This window comes from Streptomyces desertarenae, from assembly GCF_042681365.1.
Lineage (GTDB): Bacteria > Actinomycetota > Actinomycetes > Streptomycetales > Streptomycetaceae > Streptomyces > Streptomyces desertarenae.
The window spans coordinates 31,305-54,324 of sequence record NZ_JBHUFU010000017.1; the positions used below are offsets into that span (position 1 = coordinate 31,305).

The 23,020-nt window shown below is 73.4% G+C and carries 19 protein-coding genes and 1 riboswitch; of the genes, 8 read left to right on the forward strand and 11 right to left on the reverse strand.

Annotated features, from left to right (window positions below; genetic code table 11):
• Positions 1–99 precede the first annotated feature (99 nt).
• Positions 100–1,938 carry an LCP family protein gene (locus tag ACFSJS_RS23505; RefSeq protein ID WP_380903643.1) on the forward strand — a complete coding sequence of 613 codons (1,839 nt, stop codon included), beginning with the start codon at positions 100–102 and terminating at the stop codon, positions 1,936–1,938.
• 49 nt (positions 1,939–1,987) lie between these two features.
• Positions 1,988–3,757, forward strand: a complete 1,770-nt coding sequence (locus tag ACFSJS_RS23510; protein ID WP_380903645.1) for an LCP family protein — start codon at positions 1,988–1,990, stop codon at positions 3,755–3,757.
• Positions 3,758–3,862: 105 nt separating this feature from the next.
• Here the strand turns inward: ACFSJS_RS23510 and ACFSJS_RS23515 are convergent, their stop codons facing one another.
• Positions 3,863–4,906 carry a glycosyltransferase family 2 protein gene (locus ACFSJS_RS23515; protein WP_380903647.1) on the reverse strand — a complete coding sequence of 348 codons (1,044 nt, stop codon included), beginning with the start codon at positions 4,904–4,906 and terminating at the stop codon, positions 3,863–3,865.
• Positions 4,907–5,162: 256 nt separating this feature from the next.
• Between ACFSJS_RS23515 and ACFSJS_RS23520 the strand changes: the two genes are divergently transcribed.
• The gene (locus ACFSJS_RS23520; RefSeq protein WP_465269803.1) at positions 5,163–6,659 is read left to right on the forward strand and encodes an LCP family protein; all 1,497 of its coding nucleotides are present in this window, start codon (positions 5,163–5,165) and stop codon (positions 6,657–6,659) included.
• Positions 6,660–6,756: 97 nt separating this feature from the next.
• On the opposite strand, the gene ACFSJS_RS23525 is transcribed toward ACFSJS_RS23520, so the two are convergent.
• Positions 6,757–7,305: an acyl-CoA thioesterase gene (locus ACFSJS_RS23525; RefSeq protein WP_380903651.1), complete on the reverse strand. Its 549-nt coding sequence runs from the start codon at positions 7,303–7,305 to the stop codon at positions 6,757–6,759.
• 172 nt (positions 7,306–7,477) lie between these two features.
• Here ACFSJS_RS23525 and ACFSJS_RS23530 point away from each other — a divergent pair, with 172 nt between their 5' ends.
• Entirely contained in the window at positions 7,478–8,677 is a 1,200-nt protein-coding gene (locus ACFSJS_RS23530) for an LCP family protein (protein WP_380903653.1), read from the forward strand.
• A 126-nt stretch (positions 8,678–8,803) separates the two neighbouring features.
• Here ACFSJS_RS23530 and ACFSJS_RS23535 read toward each other — a convergent pair whose 3' ends face one another.
• Positions 8,804–9,982, reverse strand: coding sequence for an acyl-CoA dehydrogenase (locus ACFSJS_RS23535; protein ID WP_380903655.1), 1,179 nt, complete (start codon positions 9,980–9,982; stop codon positions 8,804–8,806).
• Between the two features lie 170 nt (positions 9,983–10,152).
• Here ACFSJS_RS23535 and ACFSJS_RS23540 point away from each other — a divergent pair, with 170 nt between their 5' ends.
• Positions 10,153–11,493 (forward strand): UDP-glucose dehydrogenase family protein, encoded by a 1,341-nt coding sequence (locus ACFSJS_RS23540; RefSeq protein WP_380903657.1) that lies wholly within the window; start codon positions 10,153–10,155, stop codon positions 11,491–11,493.
• Between the two features lie 13 nt (positions 11,494–11,506).
• Here the strand turns inward: ACFSJS_RS23540 and ACFSJS_RS23545 are convergent, their stop codons facing one another.
• Positions 11,507–12,073, reverse strand: coding sequence for a CGNR zinc finger domain-containing protein (locus ACFSJS_RS23545; protein ID WP_380903658.1), 567 nt, complete (start codon positions 12,071–12,073; stop codon positions 11,507–11,509).
• Positions 12,074–12,194: 121 nt separating this feature from the next.
• Here ACFSJS_RS23545 and ACFSJS_RS23550 point away from each other — a divergent pair, with 121 nt between their 5' ends.
• On the forward strand, positions 12,195–12,578 hold the full coding sequence (locus ACFSJS_RS23550) for a VOC family protein (protein ID WP_380903660.1): 384 nt from the start codon (positions 12,195–12,197) through the stop codon (positions 12,576–12,578).
• Positions 12,579–12,747: 169 nt separating this feature from the next.
• On the opposite strand, the gene ACFSJS_RS23555 is transcribed toward ACFSJS_RS23550, so the two are convergent.
• From ACFSJS_RS23555 to ACFSJS_RS23570, 4 genes are all read right to left on the reverse strand, one after another.
• The gene (locus tag ACFSJS_RS23555) at positions 12,748–14,043 is read right to left on the reverse strand and encodes a transglycosylase family protein (RefSeq protein WP_380903662.1); all 1,296 of its coding nucleotides are present in this window, start codon (positions 14,041–14,043) and stop codon (positions 12,748–12,750) included.
• 3 nt (positions 14,044–14,046) lie between these two features.
• A riboswitch (cyclic di-AMP (ydaO/yuaA leader) is annotated at positions 14,047–14,224 on the reverse strand.
• A 318-nt stretch (positions 14,225–14,542) separates the two neighbouring features.
• Complete coding sequence (locus tag ACFSJS_RS23560) at positions 14,543–15,739, reverse strand: dipeptidase (protein WP_380903664.1); 1,197 nt, start codon at positions 15,737–15,739, stop codon at positions 14,543–14,545.
• Between the two features lies 1 nt (position 15,740).
• Entirely contained in the window at positions 15,741–16,292 is a 552-nt protein-coding gene (gene purE / locus ACFSJS_RS23565; protein ID WP_380903666.1) for a 5-(carboxyamino)imidazole ribonucleotide mutase, read from the reverse strand.
• The gene (locus ACFSJS_RS23570; RefSeq protein ID WP_380903668.1) at positions 16,289–17,443 is read right to left on the reverse strand and encodes a 5-(carboxyamino)imidazole ribonucleotide synthase; all 1,155 of its coding nucleotides are present in this window, start codon (positions 17,441–17,443) and stop codon (positions 16,289–16,291) included. Before ACFSJS_RS23570 ends, purE begins: the two co-directional genes overlap by 4 nt.
• 131 nt (positions 17,444–17,574) lie before the next feature.
• On the opposite strand from ACFSJS_RS23570, the gene ACFSJS_RS23575 reads away from it, so the two are divergent.
• Positions 17,575–18,111, forward strand: coding sequence for a GtrA family protein (locus ACFSJS_RS23575; RefSeq protein ID WP_380903670.1), 537 nt, complete (start codon positions 17,575–17,577; stop codon positions 18,109–18,111).
• Here the strand turns inward: ACFSJS_RS23575 and ACFSJS_RS23580 are convergent.
• On the reverse strand, positions 18,037–19,326 hold the full coding sequence (locus tag ACFSJS_RS23580) for an ATP-binding protein (protein WP_380903672.1): 1,290 nt from the start codon (positions 19,324–19,326) through the stop codon (positions 18,037–18,039). The two genes, ACFSJS_RS23575 and ACFSJS_RS23580, sit on opposite strands and share 75 nt — an antisense overlap.
• Positions 19,327–19,447: 121 nt before the next feature.
• The gene (locus tag ACFSJS_RS23585; protein ID WP_380903674.1) at positions 19,448–20,125 is read right to left on the reverse strand and encodes a response regulator transcription factor; all 678 of its coding nucleotides are present in this window, start codon (positions 20,123–20,125) and stop codon (positions 19,448–19,450) included.
• Positions 20,126–20,533: 408 nt separating this feature from the next.
• On the opposite strand from ACFSJS_RS23585, the gene ACFSJS_RS23590 reads away from it, so the two are divergent.
• Positions 20,534–22,033 carry a peptide MFS transporter gene (locus tag ACFSJS_RS23590; protein ID WP_380903676.1) on the forward strand — a complete coding sequence of 500 codons (1,500 nt, stop codon included), beginning with the start codon at positions 20,534–20,536 and terminating at the stop codon, positions 22,031–22,033.
• A gap of 120 nt (positions 22,034–22,153) precedes the next feature.
• On the opposite strand, the gene ACFSJS_RS23595 is transcribed toward ACFSJS_RS23590, so the two are convergent.
• The gene (locus ACFSJS_RS23595) at positions 22,154–22,942 is read right to left on the reverse strand and encodes a hypothetical protein (RefSeq protein WP_380903678.1); all 789 of its coding nucleotides are present in this window, start codon (positions 22,940–22,942) and stop codon (positions 22,154–22,156) included.
• Positions 22,943–23,020 lie beyond the last annotated feature (78 nt).

The window sequence follows — 23,020 nt, forward strand, 5'->3', positions numbered from 1 at the left end:
GTTCGCCCAGGCAGCCGCGCACCGCACTGTGACCGACCGAGCGCCTTGCCATCCCGACGGGGAAGGCGCTGCGTGGCACGACGGAGGATTCAGGCAACCGTGGACGCGCACAGCCGTGGGCGAGCGGGGGACGTCGACCCCGCCGACCAGTGGGTCTTCGACCCGGAGACCGGCGACTACAAGCTGCGACCGGCATCCCCCGGAACGCGACCGTCCCCCTCCCCCGCTTCCCCGTCCGCCCCCTCCGCCCCCCGGACGACCGCCTCACGCGCCGCGGGCCGCCGGCCGGCCCCCTCCGGCGAGGTGCCCCGGCAACGCAGGCGGAGCCCGGCCGGCGGCCCCGGGGAGGGCCCGGCGGACGACCCCCCCGCCGAGAGGCCCCCCGGAGGACGGGCCGCGGCGCGCAGAGCCGCCGGCGGCAAGGCGGCGGGAACGCAGCAGGCGGGCGGCAGGGCCGCCGCCCGGCGCAAGGCGAAGGCGAAGCAGGCCGGCAAGAAGAAGGCCCTGAAGTGGACCGGCGGTGTGGCGGCCTTCCTGGTCGTCGGCACCTCGGTCGCCGGGTACCTCGTCTACGACCACTTCAACGGCAACCTCAGCACGGTCGACGTCGGCAGCGCGGGCGACGGCGGGGGCTTCGGCGAGGGCGGCCCCATCAACATCCTGCTGATCGGCACCGACAAGCGCACCGGAGCCGGCAACGAGGGCTACGGCGACAACGACAGCCCCGGCCACGCCGACACCACGTTCCTCTTCCACGTCTCCGAGGACCGCTCCAACGCCACCGTCCTGAGCATCCCCCGCGACCTGATCACCGACATCCCCGACTGCCCCACCCAGCAGGAGGACGGCACCACCAAGGTGATCCCGGGCACCCAGAACACCCGGTTCAACAACAGCCTCGGCCAGGAGGGCCGCGACCCGGGCTGCACCATGCGCACCGTCAAGGAGCTGACGGGCCTGGACGTCCACCACTTCATGATGGCCGACTTCAACGCGGTCAAGACGCTGACCACCGCGATCGAGGGCGTCGAGGTCTGCCTGGAGAAGCCCGTCAAGGACCCCCAGTCCAAGCTGGACCTGCCCGCCGGCGAGAGCACCGTCATGGGCGAGGAGGCCCTGGCCTTCGTCCGCACCCGCAAGAGCTTCGGCAACAGCGGCGACCTGGACCGCATCAAGGTCCAGCAGCAGTTCCTCAGCTCGATGATCCGCAAGTTCCGGTCCAACGACACGCTCACCGACCCGGGCAAGCTGTGGAGCCTGGCGGAGGCGGCCACCGAGGCGCTCACCGTCGACAGCAAGATAGGCAGCATCAAGAAGCTGACCGAGCTGGGCAGGGAGCTCAGCGGGATCAGCCCCAAGAACATCTCCTTCGTGACGCTCCCGGTGAAGGACAACCCCGCGGAGAAGATCAAGGCGACCGTCGTCCTCGACGAGTCCCAGGCGCCGCAGCTCTTCTCGATGCTGCAGAACGACATCTCCCTCACCGAGGTGGAGAAGAAGGAGAAGGACGCCAAGGACAAGGCCAAGAAGGAGCAGGAGGCCCTGCTCCAGGGCGAACGCGCCGACGCCGGCGACGTCCGGGTCGAGGTCCTCAACGGCGGGGAGATCGGCGGCGCCGCGCAGATGACGCTCAACTGGCTGCAGAACAGCCAGGGCGTGCTGAAGTCCAGCAACGGCGGCAACGCGCCCGAACCGGTCGAGAAGACGACCCTGGAGTACGCGCCCAACCAGGCCGACCAGGCCCGCAAGCTCGCCGACATCATGGGCCTGCCCGCCTCCGCCCTGAAGCCGGGGACCGAGGACGCCGTGGGGCTGGAGCCGATGACCCTCACGCTCGGCGCCGACTTCCAGGGGGCCGGAGTGCCCGTCGCCCCCCCGACGAAGGCACCGGAGAACCTCGGCAACGTGGAAGCCGACAAGAAGATATGCGCCGGGTGAGGCCCGGGCGCCGGCGCCCGGGGCTCACCCGGTGAGCGGGGAGGGTCCCTTGGGGCAGCGCACCGCACCGGGGGGCGGAACGCACGACCGCCCGCCGCAGGCGCGGGACTTCGGCTGGGACGACGGGCTGTACGCGGGCGCCCCGGACGCTCCGCCGCCCCCGCCCGCCGACCGCCCGGACGGGTCCGGCGCGGCCGGGGGCACCGGAGGGGACGGCGGACGCGCCCGCACGCCGTCGTCCGGTACCGCCCGGCGCGGCCGCCGCCCCGGCGGGGACGGCGGTGCCGGAGGTGCCGGAGGCGGCAGGGGCAGGCCCGGGGGCGAGGGCGCCGGCGGCCGCCGCCCCGGGCGCGGCACGCGGATCCTGCGCTGGACCGCCCTCGCGGCGGCGGTGCTGATCCTGGGCACCGCGGGCGCCGGCTACCTCTACTACGAGCACCTCAACGGCAACCTCACCAGGAAGCCGCTCACCCTCGGCGGCAACCAGCTGAAGCACCGTCAGAACGCCGACGGCCAGACCCCGGTGAACATCCTGCTGCTGGGGTCCGACAGCCGTAACTCGGCGCGGAACGTCGAACTCGGCGGTGCTCGCGACGAGGTGGGGCGCAAGCCCCTCGCCGACGTGCAGATGCTGCTGCACCTGTCCGCCGACCGCAGCAGCATCTCGGTGCTCAGCATCCCCCGGGACACCCGGGTGACCATCCCCGAGTGCACCGACCCGGAGGACGGCACGGTCCACCCCCAGACCGTGGGGAAGATCAACACCAGCCTCCAGCACGGCGGTCCGGGCTGCACGGTGGCCACCTGGACCGAGCTGACCGGCATCCCCGTCGACCACTTCATGATGATCGACTTCGCAGGCGTGGTGGACATGGCCGACGCCGTCGGCGGCGTTCCCGTCTGCGTGCGCGCCAACGTCCACGACGCCAACTCCGGCCTCCGCCTGGAGGAGGGCGAGACCACCGTCCAGGGCGAACAGGCCCTGCAGTGGCTGCGCACCCGCTACGGCTTCGGCGACGGCACGGACATCGGCCGGGCCAAGGCCCAGCACATGTACATGAACTCGATGGTCCGCCGGCTCAAGGCGGGCAGCAAGCTGACCGACCCGGGCAAGCTGCGGAAGCTCGCCGAGGCGGCGACGGAGGCGCTCACCGTCGACGACGGCATCAAGGGCGTCAAGGACCTCTACGACCTGGCGGGCGAGCTGAGGAAGGTCCCCACCCGGCGCATCACCATGGCCACCATGCCGTGGGAGTACGCCGACGGCGGCCGGTACGTCGTCCCCAAGCCCGGCGAGGCCGAGCAGGTCTTCTCCCTCATCCGCAACGACGTCGCACTCGACGGGAAGGACCCCGCGCCCGGGAAGGACACCGCCGCGCGGACCCGGGACCCCGCCGCGCCCGGCGAACGGATCGCCGTGCGCGTCCTCAACGGCACCCGCACCGCCACCCTCGGCCCCGTCAACGGCCGCGCCGGCGCCGTCACCGCCGAGCTGCACCGGCTCGGCTTCACCCTGGCCGCCGCCGAGCGGACCGAGGCGCCCCAGGCCGACACCACCCTGGTGTACCCCGGCGAGGACCTGCACGGCGACGCCCTCGCCGTCGCCGAGGCCGTCGGCCTGCCCGAACGGGCGGTCCGGCAGTCCGCCGGCGTCGAGGAGATCACCCTGGTCGTCGGCGCGGACTGGCGCGAGGGCGCCGCCTACCCCGCGCGGCGGGGGAAGCCGGGGGGCGGCGAGCGCAAGGCCCCCGAGAGCGCCGACGTGCTGGGCGGCGAGGACCGGGACTGCATGGACGTCAACCCGCGCTACACCTGGTGACGCGGGCCGGCTCCCCGCCCTCCCCGGCCGGAGGGGGCCGCGGGGAGACGGAAGCGGGCCGTGCCCCCGCCGGGGGGACGGCCCGTCACGGCTCCCGCCGGCCCGTCAGCCGCCCGCGGTCACCGGCTCCCTGCGACTGGCCTTCACCTTCTCGGCCAGCTTGCGGGGGCTGGTCAGGAAGCCCCAGCCCCACGACATGTGCATCGTCGCCAGCGCGAGCGGGATCCGCACCCGCGCCCCCAGCGGCAGTCCGCGGCCGGCCGGGACCGACCCCGCGGTGATCGCGGCCAGGTAGCCCGCCGGGACGACCAGCCCCCACGGGGTGACCAGCGCGCCCACCACCAGGCCCGCCGCCATGGCCAGCACCGCGGCGGGCGGCGCCAGGTAGCGCAGGTTGATCGAGCCGGAGTGGTAGCGGGCCACCACGTGCCGCCAGCGGCCGTAGTTGCGGTACTGCTTGGCCAGCGCGCGCACGGTCGGCCGCGGCCGGTAGGAGACCAGCAGCTCCGGCGAGAACCAGATCAGTCCGCCCGCCTGCCGGATGCGGAAGTTCAGCTCCCAGTCCTGGGCCCGGATGAACTCCTCGTTGTAACCACCCTGCTGCTCCAGCACCTCGCGGCGGAAGACGCCCAGGTACACCGTCTCGGCCTCGCCGGCCTCGCCGCCGGTGTGGAAGGCCGCGTTGCCGACGCCGATCCGCGAGGTCATCGCGGCGGCCACCGCCTTCTCCCAGTCGTTCTCGCCCTCGGCGTGCATGATGCCGCCGACGTTGGCCGCGCCGGTCTCCTCCAGCAGCCGCACCGCCGTCGCGATGTAGTTCGGCGAGAGCATCCCGTGCCCGTCCACCCGGACCACGACGGGGTGGCGGGAGGCGGCGATGGCCGCGTTGAGGCCGGCGGGGGTGCGACCGGTGGGGTTGGGCACGGTGCGCACCCGCGGGTCCTCGCGGACCAGTTCGGCGGCGATGGCGTCGGTGCGGTCCTCGGAGGGGCCCAGGGCGATCACGACCTCCAGCTCACCGGCGTACTCCTGGTCCAGGATGTGCCGCACGGAGCTGCGCAGGTACCGCTCCTCGTTGAGCACCGGCATGATCACGGAGACCGCGGGCGGCGCCGCGGCCGGGGAGGGGGATTGGGGTGCAGAGCTCACCGGGTCACGGTACCGCGATCGGGTGACCCCCTCACACGGCAGCCGGGTGGCCGCCGGGCGAGGACGGCGTGGGACCCGCAGTCCGTAGATCGTATGGGCCTATGTTGGCCGCTTCCTGGCCCCCACCGCCGCGGAGGTGCTTACCCCGATGCCCCTACGGTCACGGTCACGTCAACGCGGCCGCCACGCCCGGCCCCGGCCGAAGCGGCGCGGCCCGTCCCGCTGGGGTACCAGGGTCGCCGGGGCCCTCTCGGCGATGCTGCTGCTGGCCAGCGGCGTCGGCCACGCGGTGGTCTCCGGACTCGACGGCCGCCTGCAGCGCGTGGACCCCTTCCACGGACTCAGCCACCGGCCCGGCGGGGGCGGCACCAACTTCCTGGTCGTCGGCGTCGACGACCGCGACGGCCTCACCGAGGAGCAGCGGCGCAGGTACTCGCTCGGCGGCCAGCCCTGCAACTGCACCGACACGATCATGCTGGTGCACCTCTCCGCCGACCGTGACCGGGCCAGCGTCGTCAGCATCCCCCGGGACACCTACGCCGAGTTCCCCGAGCACACCGACCCCGCCACCGGCGAACGCCGCACCGACCGCACCGGGAAGATCAACGCCGCCTACACCATCGGCGGTCCCGGCCTCACCGTCCGCACCGTCGAGAAGCTGACCGGCCTGCGCGTCGACCACTACCTGGAGGTCGACTTCACCAGCTTCATGCGGACCGTCGACGCCCTGGGCGGGGTCCCGGTGTGCACCCCCCGGCCGCTCCGCGACGGCCGCAGCGGACTCGACCTGCCCGCCGGCACCACCCGGCTCGACGGCGGGCGGGCCCTGCAGTACGTGCGCGCCCGCCACGTCGACGCCGAGGGCGACCTCGGCCGCATCAAGCGCCAGCAGCGCTTCCTGGCCTCCGTCATCGGGGAGGCCACCGAGAGGGAACTCCTCACCGAGCCCGCCCGGTTCGGCCGGGTCGTCTCCGCGCTGCTCGGCTCCGTCCGCGCCGACCGGGACTTCGGGCCCGAGCAGTTGCTGGCCCTCGGGCGGGCCATGCGCGGCTTCACCACGGCCTCGGCCGAGTTCGCCTCCGTCCCCCTCGACGATCCGGACCACACCGTGCCCGGCGTCGGCTCGACCGTCGTGTGGGACGACAGGGGCGCCGAGCGGCTGTTCACCGCGCTGCGCCGGGACCGCCCCCTGGCCCCCGCGGCGGGACGGCCCGGGAGGGGGGCCGGGAAGGACGGGTCCGGCGGTGCCGCGGCCGACGCCAAGAACCTCGACGAACCGCCCGGCGGGAGGTCCGGCCGGACCGGGGACCCCCGGGCGGTCGCCCCCCGGCGGGTCGAGGTCGACCCGGGCACGGTCCGCGTGCAGGTCGAGAACGGCACCTCCGTCGCCGCCCTGGGCGCCCGGGTGGACCGCGCCCTGCGCGCCACCGGTTTCGACACCACCGGCGCCCCTCGCGCGGCCGGGCGCCGGGACGCGGAGCACACCGTCGTCCACCACGACCCCGGCTGGGACCGTTCGGCACGCACCCTGGCGGCCGCCCTGCCCGGCGCCCGGCTGAAGGCGGTGAAGGGGCAGGGGCCGGTGATGAGGGTCGTCCTGGGCGACGAGCACCAGGAGGTGCGGCGGGTGCGCGCGGCGCCCTCCGGCAGCCCGTCGCCGCCGCCCTCCCCCTCGTCTCCCTCGTCCCCCTCGCCCTCCCCCGGCGGTGGAGGCGTGCGCGCCGTCACCGGCGACGAGGTGACCTGCCCCTGAGGCCACCGCCCCGGTCCGGCGCCCGCGCACGGGCCGCGCGCCCCGCGCGACGGCCGTCCGGGACGGCGCCCGCCTCCCGGGGCCCGGCGGCCGTCCGTCAGTCGTCGAAGCCCTCGGCCGCCCGCCGGTCGCGCAGCTCCTTGATCGCCCGGCGCCGGGCCAGCCGGTGGGTGCGCCGGATCTGCGCCTCCTGCCAGCGCCGCTTGTCCCGCTCGGTCTCGGGGATCACCGGCGGCACCGGACGCGGCCTGCCGTTCTCGTCCACCGCCGTGAACACCAGGTAGGCGGAGGCGACCTGCGTCGCCGGAGCCGACTCGTTCCAGCGCTCGGCCAGCACCCGCACCCCGACCTCCATCGAGGTCCGCCCCGTCCAGTTCACCTGGGCCTTCACGTGCACCAGGTCGCCGACCCGGACCGGCTCCAGGAACACCATCTCGTCCATCGAGGCCGTGACCGCGGGTCCGCCGGAGTGCCGTCCGGCCACCGCGCCCGCCGCGTCGTCCACCAACTTCATGATCACGCCGCCGTGGACGGTGCCGAGGAGGTTGGTGTCGTTGCCCGTCATGATGTGCGACAGGGTGGTCCGGGACACAGCGGTGGGCTTGCCCGGCAGATCGTGCTGGGGGGCCTGGGCCTGAGTTGTCATGCTTACAACCCTATGCGCACCGCTCCGGGGGGAACCGCACGGCCCCGTGTCCGCCCGCCCCGTCCCGCCTCCCCGCGGGCCGCCGCCCAGTGCATCAGCTCTGCAACAGCCCTGCCCCGGTTCCGCCCCCCTGTCTATGGCTCACCCACCCGGAGCGTGCACACTGCCTCTCATGACTGACTGGCCCAACAGCGGTGGCGTCGGCCCGCGCCCGGACCCCACCCGCGCCATGCCGACCCCCCAGCGCGGCGACCACCACGGCGGCCACGGTGGTTACGGCGGTTACGACGGCCGTGCCGGATACGACTCCGGGTACAACACGGGCCAGGTGTACACCGCCGGATCCGGCCGCGGCACCGGCCCCGGCGGCGGCGGGTACGGCGGCACGCGCCCCGCCCCCGACTGGGGCCGCCGGCTCAAGGTGGGGTCCGTCACCCTGCTCGCCGTCCTCCTGGTGTGGTCCGTCGGCACGTACTTCTGGGCCGACTCCAAGCTGCGCCGCGAGATCGATCTGAGCACCGTCATAGACCGGCCCGAGAAGGGCGAGGGCACCACCTACCTGATCGTCGGCTCCGACAGCCGCGAGGGGATGTCCGACGAGGAGAAGAAGGAACTGCACACCGGGTCGGCCGAGGGGAAGCGCACCGACTCGATGATCCTGCTCCACGACGGCCCCCAGGGCGTCACCATGGTCTCCCTCCCCCGCGACTCCTGGGTCACCATCCCGGAGTTCAAGGGCTCCGAGAGCGGCAGGACGTTCCCCTCCCGCGGCGCCGCCAAGCTCAACGCCTCCTACTCCATGGACGGCGCCACCCTGCTGGTCCGCACCGTCGAGTACAACACCGGCCTCCGCATCGACCACTACGCGGAGATCGGCTTCGGCGGCTTCGCCGAGATCGTGGACGCGGTCGGCGGCGTGGAGATGGACATCCCCCGCGACATCAAGGACAAGAAGTCCGGCGCCGACTTCAAGAAGGGCCGTCAGACGCTGAACGGCGCCGAGGCGCTGGCCTTCGTCCGCAACCGCTACGAGGCCGGCAGCGACCTGGAGCGCACCAAGAACCAGCAGAAGTTCCTGGCCGCCCTGGCCAACCAGACCGCCACCCCCTCCACCGTCCTGAACCCCTTCAGGCTCTACCCGACGATGGGCGCGGGCCTGGACACCCTGATCGTGGACGAGGAGATGGGGCTGTTCGACCTCGCCTCGATGTTCTGGGCCATGAAGGACGTCACGGGCGGCGAGGGCGTCTCGATGAACATGCCGATCGCCGGGGCCGCCCCGCAGGGGTCCCTCAAGTGGGACATGCCGAAGGTCAAGCAGCTCGTCGAGCAGCTCAAGAACGGCGAGAAGGTCACCGTCAGGGGGGAGTGAACCCCGCCGGTGCGGGAACACCCCCCGTACGGCCATGTGACGTGCGGGGCCCCGGACCATCCGGTCCGGGGCCCCGCACGCGTTCCCGGGGCCGCGCGCGAGGCGGCGCTCCCCCGGCACGCGGCCCTACGGCAGGTTGCGGGCCATGACGATCCGCTGGACCTGGTTCGTGCCCTCGTAGATCTGCGTGATCTTGGCGTCGCGCATCATGCGCTCGACCGGGTAGTCGCGGGTGTAGCCGTAGCCGCCGAGCAGCTGGACGGCGTCGGTGGTGACCTCCATGGCGACGTCGGAGGCGAAGCACTTGGCGGCGGCGCCGAAGAAGGTCAGGCCCTCGGACCTGCCGTCGGCACCGAGGGTGACGCGCTCGGAGCGGGCGGCGGCGGAGTAGGTGAGCTGGCGCGCGGCCTCCAGCTTCATCGCCATGTCCGCGAGCATGAACTGGACGCCCTGGAAGTCGCCGATCGGCTTGCCGAACTGCTTGCGCTCGGTGACGTAGCCCTTGGCGTAGTCCAGCGCCCCCTGGGCGATGCCGATGGCCTGGGCCGCGATGGTGATGCGGGTGTGGTCCAGGGTCTTCATGGCGGTGGCGAAGCCGGTGCCCTCCTCGCCGATCATGCGGTCGGCGGGGATGCGGACGTTGTCGAGGTAGACCTCGCGGGTCGGGGAGCCCTTGATGCCGAGCTTCTTCTCCGGGGCGCCGAAGGAGACGCCCTCGTCGCCCTTCTCCACCACGAAGGCGGAGATGCCCTTGGAGCGCTTGGCGGGGTCGGTGACGGCCATCACCGTGTAGTACTCGCTGACACCGGCGTTGGTGATCCAGCGCTTGACGCCGTTGAGCACCCAGTGGTCGCCGTCGCGCACCGCGCGGGTCTTCATGCCGGCGGCGTCCGAGCCGGCCTCGGGCTCGGACAGGCAGTAGGAGAACATCGCGTCGCCCTTGGCGAGCGGGCCGAGGTACTTGCGCTTGAGCTCCTCGGAGCCGGAGAGGACCACCGGGAGGGAGCCGAGCTTGTTGACGGCCGGGATCAGGGAGGACGAGGCGCACACCCGGGCGACCTCCTCGATCACGATGACGGTGGCCAGCGCGTCGGCTCCGGCGCCGCCGTAGGTCTCGGGCACGTGGACGGCGTGCAGGTCGTTGGCGACCAGGGCGTCCAGCGCCTCCTGGGGGAAGCGGCCCTGCTCGTCGACGTCGGCGGCGAAGGGCGCGATCTTCGCCTCGGCGAGCGAGCGCACCGATTCGCGGAGCATCTCGTGCTCCTCGGACGGCCGGTAGAGGTCGAAGTCGGTCGATCCCGCCACGGTGTCTCACTCCCTGGGTGCGCTGCTGCTAACTACCGTTAAGTAACACAATTCTAGTGGCCGGGCCCGTCCGCGGGTACATGAGTTTGCCGACACCGGCGGCCGGGAGTGGGCGGCGGTGTCCGGATATGCTCGCGGACAGCACCCCGCCCGCAGCACAGGAGCACTCCATGGCCCTCAGGATCACCGTGATCGGCACCGGCTACCTCGGCGCGACGCACGCCGCCGCCATGGCCGAGCTGGGGTTCGAGGTGCTGGGCCTGGACGCGGTGCCCGAGAAGGTCGAGGCGCTGGCCCGGGGGCGGGCCCCGATGTACGAGCCGGGGCTGGAGGAGCTGCTGCGCCGCCACGTCGCCGGGGTGGCGGGCTCGACGGGGCGGCTGCGCTTCACCACCTCCTGGGAGGAGGTGGGAGCGTTCGGCGACGTCCACTTCGTCTGTGTGAACACCCCGCAGAAGCAGGGCGAGTACGCCTGCGACATGTCCTACGTGGACGGCGCGGTCGACTCGCTGGCCCCGCACCTGGCGCGCCCGGCGCTGGTGGTCGGCAAGTCGACGGTGCCGGTGGGCAGCGCGGACCGGCTGGCGCGGCGGCTGGCGGAGCTGGCTCCGGCGGGCGAGGCGGCCGAGCTGGCGTGGAACCCGGAGTTCCTGCGCGAGGGCTTCGCCGTCGAGGACACCCTGCACCCGGACCGGATCGTGGTGGGGGTGCGCTCGGAGCGCGCGGAGGAGCTGCTGCGCGAGGTGTACGCGAAGCCGGTCGCGGAGGGGACGCCGTTCGTGGTGACGGACTTCCCGACGGCCGAGCTGGTGAAGACGGCGGCGAACTCCTTCCTGGCGACCAAGATCTCGTTCATCAACGCCATGGCCGAGGTGTGCGAGGCGGCCGGGGGCGACGTGGTGAAGCTGGCCGAGGCGATCGGTCACGACGACCGGATCGGGCGGAAGTTCCTGCGCGCCGGGATCGGTTTCGGCGGCGGCTGCCTGCCCAAGGACATCCGGGCGTTCATGGCGCGGGCCGGCGAGCTGGGCGCGGACCAGGCGCTCACCTTCCTGCGGGAGGTCGACTCGATCAACATGCGCCGCCGCTCCCACATGGTGGACCTGGCCCGCGAGACGGTCGGGGGCGCGTTCCTGGGGCAGCGGGTGGCGGTGCTGGGCGCGACGTTCAAGCCGGACTCCGACGACGTGCGCGACTCGCCGGCGCTGAACGTGGCGGGGCAGATCCACCTCCAGGGCGGCCAGGTGACGGTGTACGACCCGAAGGGGATGGAGAACGCCCGCCGGATCTTCCCCACCCTGGCGTACGCCGACAGCGCGCTGGAGGCGGTGCGCGGGGCGGACGTGGTGCTCCACCTGACGGAGTGGCGGGAGTTCCGGGAGCTGGACCCGCAGGTGCTGGGCGAGGCCGTGGCGCAGCGGCGCATCCTGGACGGCCGCAACACCCTGGACCCGGCGCTGTGGCGCAAGGCGGGCTGGTTCTTCCGGGCGCTGGGGCGTCCGACGGCGTAGGCCCCGCGGGGCTTCAGGCCGCGCCGGAGGCCCGCCGCGCGCGGTAGGTCCGCATCTTCGCCCGGCTGCCGCAGACGGCCATGGTGCACCAGCGCCTGCGGCCGGCCGGGCTGCGGTCGTAGTAGGCCCACCGGCAGTCGTGGGCCTCGCAGACCTTCAGCCGCCGCCAGGTGCCGTCGAAGGCCGCGGCGGCGACGGCGGCCGCGACCCGGGCGGTGAGGACGAGGGCGCCGGCGAGCCCCTCGGCGGGGGCGAGGGACGCCGCCCCGTCCCGGTCGAGGGCGAGCGTGAGGGGGGCCCTGCGCAGCAGCGCGTCCAGTTCGGCCAGCCGTTCCGCGGGCACGGGCGCGCCGGTGTGGGCCAGGCAGGCGGCGCGCAGCCCCTCGCGCAACCGGATGACGTCCGCACGGTCCTGTTTGGCCGTGAACCGTCCGGTCAACCCGTGGTCGTGCGCGAAGACGGCGAGGCCGTCCGCGGCGGCGAGCGCGTCGGCACCCGTCTCCACGTCCAGGGTGTTGATCAGGTCCCGCACCAGGCGGAGTCCCGGCGGCGTGGGATCCCGGTCGTCGGACTCTTCCACGCCGACCACGCTACCGGTCTTGTCGCGTTACCGAAAGGAAGCCATCATGAGGTAACTCGTTACCGGCTGACCCCATGAAGAGGTAACGGGCTTCGGAAACCGCAGGCAGAGGGAGAGCACCATGGCCATCAACACGCTCCGGTCCGTCGTCGTACTGGACTGCCCGGAGCCCGGGAAGCTCGCCGACTTCTACGCCCGGATGCTGGGCGGACGGGTGGAGGGCGAGGGCCGCTGGGTGGAGGTGACGTTCGACTCGGGCACCCTGGCGGGCCGGACGCTGGCGTTCCAGGAGGCCGAGGGCCACGTGCCGCCGCGGTGGCCGAGCGCGGAGCGCTCCCAGCAGTTCCACCTCGACCTCTACGTGCCGAGGGAGGAGCTGGACGCGGCCGAGCGCGAGGTGCTGGAGCTCGGGGCGGAACTCCTGGAGGGCGACGACGGCGGCCGGCGTGACTTCCGGGTCTACCGGGACCCGGCGGGCCACCCCTTCTGCCTCTGCACCGGCTGACCCCCGCAGGAGCCCGGGCGGGAGCGGAGCCCGGAGACGGGACGAGGCGGGTGGGGCGTCCGGTACCCGTGGGCACCGGACGCCCCACCCGCCTCTCGCTGCCCCGGGAAGGGGGCCGCCCGGCCCGCGGTGCCGCGGGCCGGGCGGTGCTGCGACGGTCCGGTCCGGCTCAGATGTTGACGCCGTGGGCCCGCAGGTAGGCCAGCGGGTTGATGTCGGAGCCGTAGCCGGGAGCGGTGCGCACCTCGAAGTGCAGGTGCGGACCGGTGCTGTTGCCGGTGGAGCCGACCGCGCCGATCTGCTGGCCGACACCGACCCGCTGGCCGGCGCCGACGGAGATCGAGGACAGGTGGCCGTACTGGCTGTAGCGGCCGTCGTCGTGACGGATGACGACCTGGTTGCCGTACGCACCGCCCCAGCCGGCGGAGACCACGGTGCCGCTGGTGACGGCCTTGACCGGGGTGCCGGTGGCGGCGGGGAAGTCCTCGCCGGTGTGGCCGTTGGACCAGCGGGCGCCGGCAGCCTTGTAGGAGCCGGACGGGGCGGCGTTCACCGGGGCGGTGTAGCCGGTGGAGACGCCGGTGGAACCGCTGTCGCTCCGGTCGGAGCGGTCGGCGCGCTCGGCCGACTGCTGGGCCGGGGCCTCGGCCTTCTTCTCGGCCTTGGGCTCGGCCTTCGGGGCCTGCTCGGCCTCGGGCTCGGCCTTCGGGGCCTGCTCGGGCTTGGCGGCGGCCTTCTTCTGGGTGGCGGCGCCGCCCAGGGTCAGCTCCTGGCCCGGGAAGATCAGGTCGGGGTCGCCGCCGATGACCTGGCGGTTGTCCTCGTAGATCCGCTGCCAGCCGCCGTCGACGTCCTGAGCGGCAGCGATCTTGAAGAGGGTGTCGCCGCTGACGACCTCGTAGGAGGCGCCCCGGTCCGCCGGCTTCGGCGCGGCCTTCTTCTCAGCCTTCTCAGCCTTCTCGGCCTTCTCGGCCTTGGGCTCGGCCTTCTCGGCGCGCTCACCGCGGTCCGCGCGCTGCGGCGCGGCCTGCTCGCGCTGCTCGGTCGGGTTGCTCTCGCCGTCGGGGGAGACGGCGGGGGCCGGACCGCCCTTGGTCAGGCCGGCCTTGACCGAGCAGACCGGCCAGGCGCCCGGGCCCTGGCCCGCCAGCACCTTCTCGGCGATGGCTATCTGCTGGTCCTTGGTGGCGAGGTCGGCACGCGGCGCGTACTCGGTGCCGCCGAAGGCGGCCCAGGTGCTCTGCGTGAACTGCAGGCCGCCGTAGAAGCCGTTGCCGGTGTTGATGCTCCAGTTGCCCGTGCTCTCGCACTGGGCGACCTTCTCCCAGGTGTCGACGGAGGCGGCGTTGGCTCCGCCGGCGGCGACCAGGGGAAGGGCCATGCCGGCGCCGCCCACGGAGATGGCCAGGGACAGGCGGGTGAGGCGGCTGTTACGGATACGACGGTGACGTCCGCGTGCGGACATAGGTGTGCTCCTCTCCTACGCCTGCGAGGTGAGCTGTCGGGTTCGGGCTGGAGTTGCCCGGCCATGTGCGGCCGCGGCGCTGGGCCGCGGCATGGCTTCACCCCAAGCCGTCCCGCACGGATCCGGGACGGCGACTTACCTTGGGTCCCCCGCTCCTGTCATCGGGTGGTGTGGATGGTCCAGCCCGCCGCCGTTGACAGGATTCGGCGTTCGACAGCGGGCCGCCGCACATTCGTACGGCGCGGCCAGAACGGTAAACACATCGTTTCCGCCGCAACAAGCCGATGGGTCACATGACGTCCGTTTCGGATGCTTTGATGATCGCCGGTCCGTCACCCACCGCGACGCCACCGTGCCGCTGAGTGCTTTTCTCCGCTTCCGGCGCTCCGTCACGCACGCCCCTGAACAGGATCGATGACGCGAACGCACCTCGACCCGCACGCAGAGCGACGGAACGGGAAAGCCGCCCCGTGAAGTGCATCACGAGACGGCCTCCGTCTCAGCCGTCGAGCTGCTCGAGGGTGGCGGTGGACGGGCCGCGGCGGCCCTGTTCGCCGCGGGCGACGTCCTCGGCGTCGCGGAGCACCCGTACCGCGTTCTTCCAGGTGAGCCTGGCGAGGTCGGCCTCGGACCAGTGGCGGTCGAGCAACTCCGCCACCAGATGGGGATATCCGGACACATCACTCAGATCGGACGGGGTGAAGGCCGTTCCGTCGAAGTCGCCGCCGATGCCGACGTGGTCGATGCCGGCGACCTCGCGCATGTGGTCCAGGTGGTCGGCGACCGTGGCGGCCGTGGCCTCGGGGCGCGGGTTGGCCTCCTCGAAGGCGCGCTGGACCGCGAGCCCCCGCTCGGTGCCGTCCAGCGGGTGCAGGCCGTGGGCGCGCATGTTCTCGTCGGCTGCCGCGGTCCAGGCGACGGCCTCCGGCAGGACGAACTTGGGCACGAACGTGACCATCGCCACACCGCCGTTGGCCGCGAGGGCCTCCAGCACGTCGTCGGGGACGTTGCGCGGGTGGTCGCACACGGCGCGGGCCGAGGAGTGCGAGAAGAGCACGGGCGCCGTGGAGACCCGCAGCGCGTCGCGCATGGTGGCCGGTGCCGTGTGGGAGAGGTCCACCAGCATCCCCAGCCGGTTCATCTCCCGCACGACCTCCTCGCCGAAGCGGGTCAGCCCGCCGTGGCGGGGGGCGTCGGTGGCCGAGTCCGCCCAGTCGATGGTGTCGTTGTGGGTGAGCGTCATGTAGCGCACGCCCAGCCGGTACAGGGCGCGCAGCGTGGCCAGGGAGTTGTTGATCGAGTGGCCGCCCTCGGCGCCCATCAGCGAGGCGATGCGGCCCTCGGCCCGCGCCGCCTCCATGTCGTCGGCGGTGAAGGCGAGCCGCAGGTCGTCCGGGTACCGGTCGGCCAGCCGCCGCACCACGTCGATCTGCTCCAGGCAGGCGCTGACGGCGGCGTCCCCGGTCAGGTCCGTGCGCACGTAGACGGACCAGAACTGCGCCCCCACCCCGCCGGCGCGCAGCCGCGGGATGTCGGTGTGCAGGTGGGCCGACTGGTCGGCCCCGATGTCCCGGCGGTCCAGGTCGTAGGCGACCTGCTCGCGCAGCGCCCACGGCAGGTCGTTGTGGCCGTCGGCGACGGGGTGGACGGCCAGCAACTCCCGGGCCCGCTCCAGCAGTTCCGCTGCGGGGGCCACCTCACTTGCTCCCGAAGCCGAACCCCGCGCCGCCCGCGGCCACCTTGGCCCGCAGCCGCCGGCCCTTGTCCTGCGCCTGCTCCCGCAGCTCCGCCTGGAAGCCCTCCATCCGCTCCCGCAGCGCCTCGTCGTGGGCCGCCAGGATGCGGACCGCGAGCAGCCCGGCGTTGCGGGCGCCGCCGACCGAGACCGTGGCGACCGGCACCCCGGCGGGCATCTGCACGATGGACAGCAGGGAGTCCATCCCGTCCAGGTGGCGCAGCGGGACCGGCACGCCGATCACCGGCAGCGGGGTGACGGAGGCGAGCATGCCCGGCAGGTGGGCCGCCCCTCCCGCGCCCGCGATGACCGCCTTCAGGCCGCGGCCGGCGGCGCGGTCGCCGTAGTCGATCATCTCGTGCGGCATCCGGTGCGCGGAGACCACGTCGACCTCGTAGGGGACCTCGAACTCGTCCAGGGCCTCGGCCGCGGCCTCCATGACGGGCCAGTCGGAGTCGGAGCCCATGACGATGCCCACGACGGGGGCGGAGGCGGAGCTGGGGGCGTTGCTCATTCGGTGATGGTCCCTCGCAGATAGGCGGCGGCGTGGGCGGCGCGCTCGCGGACGTCCGCCAGATCGTCGCCGTAGGTGGTGACGTGGCCCACCTTGCGGCCGGGCTTCACGTCCTTTCCGTACATGTGGATCTTCAACCGCGGGTCGCGGGCCATGCAGTGCAGGTACCCCTGGTACATGTCGGGGTAGTCGCCGCCGAGCACGTTGGCCATCACCGTCCACGGCGCGCGGGGGCGCGGGTCGCCGAGGGGAAGGTCCAAAACGGCCCGCAGGTGGTTGGCGAACTGGGACGTCACCGCGCCGTCCTGGGTCCAGTGGCCGCTGTTGTGGGGCCGCATGGCCAGCTCGTTGACGAGGATGCGGCCGTCGCGGGTCTCGAACAGCTCGACCGCCAGGTGGCCGACGACGCCCAGCTCCCTCGCGACCGTCAGCGCCATCTCCTGGGCGCGGGCGGACAGCTCCGGCGACAGGTCGGGGGCCGGGGCGATCACCGTGTCGCACACCCCGTCCACCTGGATGGACTCCACCACCGGGTACGCCACGGCCTGCCCGTGCGGGGAGCGCACCACGTTGGCGGCCAGCTCGCGGACGAAGTCGACCTTCTCCTCGGCCAGCACCGGCACACCGGCGCGGAAGGGCTCGGCGGCCTCCTCCTCGGAGCGCACCACCCACACGCCCTTGCCGTCGTAGCCGCCGCGGACGGTCTTGAGGACGACGGGCCAGCCGCCGGTGCCGTCCGCGGACCCCTCCCGCGCGAACCGGGCCGCGTCGGCCGGGTCGGCCACGATGCGGTGGCGGGGGCAGGGCACGCCGATCGAGGTCAGTTTCTCGCGCATCACCCCCTTGTCCTGGGCGTGCACCAGCGCCTCGGCCCCGGGCCGCACCGGGATGCCCTCCGCCTCCAGGGCGCGGAGGTGCTCGGTCGGAACATGTTCGTGGTCGAAGGTGATCACGTCGCAGCCCCGGGCGAAGTCACGCAGCGTCTCCAGGTCGCGGTAGTCGCCGACGACCACGTCGCGCACGACCTGCGCCGCGGAGTCCTGCGGGGTGTCGCTGAGCAGCCTGAACCTGACGCCGAGCGGGATGCCCGCCTCGTGGGTCATCCGCGCGAGCTGACCACCGCCGACCATGCCGATCACAGGAAATGTCACATCCGTAGCCTATCCGCCGTCCGACGGGTACCCCGTACGGCGCAGGGCCGTGGATAGCATGGCGGGCCGGGGGTGCGGCGGCGTTCCCCGGGGCCCGCGAGAGAGCCGAGAGAACGGGGCAGTGGACCACTATGGGTGAACGGCACGCACTGCGCTCCCGGTTGCTGAGGCTGCGGCGCGAGGTGGCCAGGTTCGGCACGGTGGGGGCCCTCGGCTTCCTGGTGAACGTCGCGGTCTTCAACCTCTGCATCCACGGGCTGGGACTGGCCCCGGTGCGGTCGGGGGTGATAGCCACCGCGGTCGCCATCGCGACGAACTACCTGGGCAACCGCTACTGGACCTACCGGCACGCCGACAAGAACCGGGTGCGCCGGGAGGCCGGGCTGTTCCTGCTCTTCAGCGGCATCGGCCTGGTGATCGAGAACGGCGCGCTGGCGGTCTCCCACTACGGCCTGGGCCTCACCTCGCCGCTGGCCGACAACATCGCCAAGAACGTCGTCGGCCTGGGGGTCGCCACGGTGTTCCGCTTCTGGTCCTACCGCACCTGGGTCTTCCGCGGCGAGCACGCCGGCGGCCGGGCCGGGCGTGCCGCGTCAGCCCCCGGCGGGCTCCTCGGCCGCCTCCCGGCTGAGGAACAGCGCGAAGACCGGCGGGTACTGCTGAAGTAGCTCCAGCCGCCCGCCGTCGGCCTCCGCCAGGTCGCGGGCGACGGCCAGTCCCAGGCCCGTGGAGTTGCGCCCGCTGACGGTGCGCTCGAAGACCCGCGAGCCCAGCGCCGGGTCCACGCCCGGCCCCTCGTCCGTCACCTCGACCACCACCTGGTTGCCGGCGATGCGGGTGCGCAGGGCGACGGCGCCGTCACCGTGCATCAGGGCGTTCTCGACGAGCGTGGCCAGCACCTGCGCCACCGCGCCCGGGGTGCCCACCGCGCGCAGCCCCTCCCGGCCGGAGCGGACGATGGCACGGCCCGCCTTGCGGTACGCCGGGCGCCACTCCTCGATCTGCTGCTTGACCACCTCGTCCAGGTCGAAGCCGACGGCCGAGCCCGAGCGGGGGTCGCGCGCGTTGGTCAGCAGCCGCTGCACCACGTCGGTCAGCCGCTCCACCTGGGCCAGCCCGATCATCGCCTCCTCGCGGATGGTGGCGAGGGCGGTCTTGTCGGTGGTGGGCGAGGCGTCGGCGTCGTCGGCGGCCGTGACGATCTCCTCCAGCCGCATCGACAGCGCGGTCAGCGGGGTGCGCAGCTGGTGGGAGGCGTCGGCGGCCAGCCGGCGCTCGGCGGTGAGCATCCGGGCGATCCGCTCGGCGCTGGCGTCCAGGACGTCCGCCACCCGGTCCAGCTCGGGCACCCCGTAGCGGCGGTGGCGGGGGCGCGGGTCGCCGGAGCCGAGCCGCTCGGCGGTCTCGGCCAGGTCCGTGAGGGGGGCGGCGACGCGACGGGCCTGCCCCACGGCCAGCAGGACGGCCGCTATCACCGCCAGCAGCGCCACCGCCAGGATGATCAGCAGGGTGCGGCCGACCTCCTCCCGGACGGTGCCGCTGTCCTGCCGGACGGTGACGGTCACGCCGCCCGGCCCGGACGAGGCGCGCCCCTCGATGGCGTCCCGGGGCCGGTCACCCAGCTCGATCGGCGCACGGCCGGGCAGCTCGATGCGGACGTAGCGGTCCTCGGGGACGTGGGAGCGCATCGCCTCGGCCGTCACGCCCTCCTCGGCCACGACGCGGCTCTCGACGACCGAGACCAGCCGCGCGGCGTCGGAGCGGACGCTCTCCTCCGCGCTGCCCTCGATGGTGCGGAACTCGATGATGACCAGGGACACCCCGAAGACGGCGATCACGACGAGGACCACGGCCAGCGTGGAGTTGATCAGGCGTCTGCGCACGGCCGGGTCAGCCCTTCCGGGTCCTCGGTGGGCCCCTCGGTGGTTCTTCGGTGGTGGCCGGGGCGCCCCGCGGTGCCCCGGGGGCGCCCGTTCGGTCCGGGCGGGCCGGCCCCCTTCCGGGTCAGTCCTTCTCGAAGCGGAAGCCGACGCCCCGTACCGTGGCGATGTAGCGGGGATTGGCCGCGTCGTCGCCGAGCTTCTTGCGCAGCCACGAGATGTGCATGTCCAAGGTCTTGGTCGACGACCACCAGGTGGTGTCCCAGACCTCGCGCATGAGCTGGTCGCGGGTGACGACGCGGCCCGCGTCGCGCACCAGCACCCGCAGCAGGTCGAACTCCTTCGCGGTGAGCTGGAGCTCCTCGTCCCCCATCCACGCCCGGTGCGACTCGACGTCGATGCGCACGCCGTGGGTGGCGGGGGGCTGGGCCGGCTCGACCGCGCCGCGCCGCAGCAGGGCCCGCACCCGGGCCAGGAGCTCGGCCAGCCGGAACGGCTTGGTGACGTAGTCGTCGGCGCCCGCGTCCAGGCCGACGACGGTGTCCACCTCGTCGGCGCGGGCGGTCAGCACCAGGACGGGGAAGGTGTACCCCTCGGTACGCAGCCGGCGGCAGACCTCCAGGCCGTCCATGCCGGGCAGGCCGAGGTCGAGCACGACCAGGTCGATGTCCCCGTGCTGTCCGGCGTCGAGCGCGCTGGGACCGTCCTCGCGCACCTCGACCTCGTACCCTTCGCGGCGCAGGGCGCGGGCCAGCGGCTCGGAGATGGAGGCGTCGTCCTCGGCGAGCAGTACTCGGGTCATGGCCCGATGGTAGACCTCGCGGAGACGCCCGAGGCGGTCTGCGAACGACTCGCGGCGGCCCGGCGCCGGTTCCCCGCACCGGGTGTGAAATGCGCCTCTTCACGGCGGGCGCCCGTCCTGGGGGCCGCACACCGTGGCGTACCCTGACGGGACGTTGTCCGGCAGCGGTGACCCGCGGCGCACCGAGGTGCCCGGGGTCCTTCCACGGAGGAGCACCGTACACACCACCGTACGGGGGCCCTCCGGACGCCGGGCGTCCGGCCGGTCAGGACCGGACGCGGACAACGCAGCAGGAATGCCGGCCGTCGTCCGGGCGCGGGGGGAGCGCACCGCCGAAGCCGGCGACCACCCGCCCGGGCGCGTGCGCACCCCGTCGTGCGCGTCCCGACCGAGCAAGGAACCACCACCATGGCGTCCAGCCTGACGAAGGACTCCGCCGGTACCCCCGGCAAGACCTTCTTCGGCCACCCCCGAGGTCTGGCCACACTCTTCATGACGGAGATGTGGGAGCGCTTCTCCTGGTACGGAATGCGCGCCATCCTCGTCCTCTACCTGATCGCGGGCGTGCTCGACGGACCGCTCGCCGGCCGCGAGGCCCTGGCGGCGGCGATCTACGGCGTCTACAACGCCGTCGTCTACATGGTCGCCATGCCCGGCGGCTGGGTGGCGGACCGTCTCTGGGGGGCCCGCAAGGCCGTCCTGGTGGGCGGCATCATCATCGCGTCCGGCCACTACACCCTGGCCATCCCGTCCGACGTGGCGTTCTTCATCGGCCTGGGGCTGATCGCGGTCGGCACCGGCCTGCTCAAGCCCAACATCTCGGCGATGGTCGGCGGTCTCTACGAGGACCAGTCCAGCGCACGCCGCGACGCCGGCTTCACGATCTTCTACATGTCGATCAACATCGGCGGCATGCTCGCCCCGCTGGTGGTCGGCTACCTGGGCGAGAACGTCGACTGGCACCTGGGCTTCGCCGTCGCCGGCGTCGGCATGACGCTGGCCGTGATCCAGTACGTGCTGGGCGCTCGCCACCTGGGCGACGTCGGCCTGCGCCCGGGCACCCCGGCCACGCCGGAGGAGAAGCGCTCGGTGCTGCGCAAGACCGGCCTGTGGGCCGGCCTGGCCGTCGCCGCACTGCTGGCGGACATCGCCCTGGGCACCTACGACATCGAGCACATCGTCAACTTCCTGGCCGTCCTCGGCGTCGTCGTCCCCGTCCTGTACTTCGTCTCGATGTACCGGAACCCGCAGCTGTCCGCCGCGGACCGGCCGCGCATCCAGGCGTTCGTGTGGTTCTTCGTCACCGCCGTGCTGTTCTGGATGATCTACGACCAGTCCGGCTCGCTGCTGACGATCTTCGCCGACAACGACACCGACCGCATGATCGGCGGCTGGGAGTTCCCGGCCTCGTGGTTCCAGTCGGTCAACCCGGCCATGATCATCATCCTGGCCCCGATCTTCGCGAGCCTGTGGGTCTGGCTGGCCAAGCGCAACAGCGAGCCCAGCGCCCCGGTGAAGTTCGCCCTGGCCATGCTGCTCATCGGCGGCTCCTTCGGCCTGATGGGCCTGGCGGGCGCCGCCGCGGCGAACAGCGAGACCGGCAAGGTCACCGTCTTCTGGCTGCTGGGCGTGTACCTGCTCCAGACGCTCGGCGAGCTGTGCCTGTCCCCGGTGGGCCTGTCGCTGTCGACCAAGCTGGCCCCGAAGCAGTTCGTCGGCCAGATCATGGGCCTGTGGTTCCTCGCCACCGCGACCGGCAACGCCCTCAACGGCTGGGCGACCCGGCTGAACGAGCCGATGGGCGACGCGGCGTACTACACCATGTGGGGTGTCGTCGCCGTGGCCGCGGGCCTGGCCTTCCTGACCGCCGCGAAGCGGATCCGCGCCCTGATGGGCGGGGTGAAGTGAGGCGGTGACGCGCCGTGCGGGCCCCCGCGGGCCCGCACCACCCCGCCGCACGCGGCACCGGGCCCCGGTCCTTCCGACAGGACCGGGGCCCGGTGCCGTGTGCTGCTCCGCCGGACCGCGTCAGGCCCCCGGCCCGGCGCCGGCCCGTGTGAAGGCGTCCCACTGGGCCGCCACCAGTTCCCGGGGGACCCCGCCCGGATCGTCGAGGGAGAACGCCTCCAGCCGGAAGGAGAGCGTGGTGGCACCCGACCGGACCACCGTCAGGTACTCGGTCAGGACCAGCTCCCGGTCCTTCACGTCCTCGATCCGCAGCCGGTACGCCACGGCCTCGTCCCCGAGGTCCGGCGCCTCCAGCGGCTCGACGGACCGGTAGCGGGCCTCGGCCACCCCCCGCTCCTCCACGAAGCCGCCGGCGCAGGCGGTGCCCGCCTCCCGCAGCGCCGCGAGCACCCTGGCCGCTCCGCCCGAGCCGTACGAGCGCAGCTGGACGCTCACCTGCCGCTGCCCGATCCCCTCGCCGAGCACCGCCTCCCGGTTGACCTCGGCCGCGGGGTCCTCACCGGTCGCCCCGCGGGCGAGGCTGACCAGCGGCTGGCACACGGCCCGGTCGGCGCGGTACTCCAGGAAGTCCTCGGACGGCCCCTCCAGCAGGGGCACGCCGATCTCGTAGGTGCCGCCGGGTCCGCCGATCCGGGCGCCGTCCCGCAGCGCGGCCTCCTCCAGCCGTTCGGCGGTCGGGACCGGGGGCCCCGCAGCCTCCGCCGGCCTCCCGGCGCTCCCCGGCGAAGGGGCCGCCGGGCTCCGCCCGCCGCCGCCCCCGCCGCCGCAGGCCGTCGCCGCCAGCACCAGTGCCGGGACCACCGCGGACAGGACCGCCCATCCGCGCGCGGCCGCCGCTCTCTCCCCCATGTCCGCCCCGTCCGCCCGTGCCCTCGCATGACTGAGCCGAGTCCCGGTCGGGACCCGGCTTGAGGATCGTACGCCGCG

Coding starts and splice junctions, on each gene's coding strand:
- ACFSJS_RS23520 (WP_465269803.1), top strand. CDS start 5,163: ATGCTGCTGCTGGCCAGCGGCGTCGGCCACGCGGTGGTCTCCGGACTC.
- ACFSJS_RS23525 (WP_380903651.1), bottom strand. CDS start 7,305: ATGACAACTCAGGCCCAGGCCCCCCAGCACGATCTGCCGGGCAAGCCC.
- ACFSJS_RS23530 (WP_380903653.1), top strand. CDS start 7,478: ATGACTGACTGGCCCAACAGCGGTGGCGTCGGCCCGCGCCCGGACCCC.
- ACFSJS_RS23540 (WP_380903657.1), top strand. CDS start 10,153: ATGGCCCTCAGGATCACCGTGATCGGCACCGGCTACCTCGGCGCGACG.
- ACFSJS_RS23550 (WP_380903660.1), top strand. CDS start 12,195: ATGGCCATCAACACGCTCCGGTCCGTCGTCGTACTGGACTGCCCGGAG.
- ACFSJS_RS23555 (WP_380903662.1), bottom strand. CDS start 14,043: ATGTCCGCACGCGGACGTCACCGTCGTATCCGTAACAGCCGCCTCACC.
- purE (WP_380903666.1), bottom strand. CDS start 16,292: ATGAGCAACGCCCCCAGCTCCGCCTCCGCCCCCGTCGTGGGCATCGTC.
- ACFSJS_RS23575 (WP_380903670.1), top strand. CDS start 17,575: ATGGGTGAACGGCACGCACTGCGCTCCCGGTTGCTGAGGCTGCGGCGC.
- ACFSJS_RS23585 (WP_380903674.1), bottom strand. CDS start 20,125: ATGACCCGAGTACTGCTCGCCGAGGACGACGCCTCCATCTCCGAGCCG.
- ACFSJS_RS23590 (WP_380903676.1), top strand. CDS start 20,534: ATGGCGTCCAGCCTGACGAAGGACTCCGCCGGTACCCCCGGCAAGACC.
- ACFSJS_RS23595 (WP_380903678.1), bottom strand. CDS start 22,942: ATGGGGGAGAGAGCGGCGGCCGCGCGCGGATGGGCGGTCCTGTCCGCG.